Below are 459 nucleotides of genomic sequence, written 5' to 3' on the forward strand. Positions count from 1 at the left end.
GGCAGCACGGCCGGGCGACCACGGTGAGCATCGCCCCGAGCCCGCCGTGGATGCACGCCGACACCGAGGCCGGCATCGTGACCGACCGCCGCCTCGCCGCACTGGACCGCCTCGCCGACCGCCACGTGGCGAAGTATCAGCGGAGCAGACCATGACCACCGCGATTCGCCCTTGTCAGACTCCGGAACCGCATCGTGCGAAAGAGAGCCGCCGAATGAGCAGCCCCCTCCCCATCGACGACAGCGAGCGGTACTTCCTGCGGTACGACGAGGCGGCGGAGTTCGTCCACATGGTGGCCGGGGCCACAGTCTCCGCCAACCTCATCCGGCGGTGGGTCCGAGAGGGCGTGCCGAGCTATGAAAAACCTGCCTCCCGCTACTACCTTCAGGCGAAACGGATCAACCGGGCCATCGTGATCCACAAGGAAGACCTGCTTTCGTTCATCACGCAGCCCGACAT

General features: G+C 66.7%; 1 protein-coding gene. It reads left to right on the forward strand.

Translation table 11 applies throughout. The features are described from left to right. Positions 1 to 214: 214 nt before the first annotated feature. Positions 215 to 459 (forward strand): hypothetical protein (locus R0J92_RS21715; protein ID WP_411053162.1); only part of this gene is annotated, 245 nt, incomplete at its 3' end.

Origin of the sequence: Tritonibacter sp. SIMBA_163 (assembly GCF_046535935.1) — a bacterium.
Classification (GTDB): domain Bacteria; phylum Pseudomonadota; class Alphaproteobacteria; order Rhodobacterales; family Rhodobacteraceae; genus Epibacterium; species Epibacterium scottomollicae.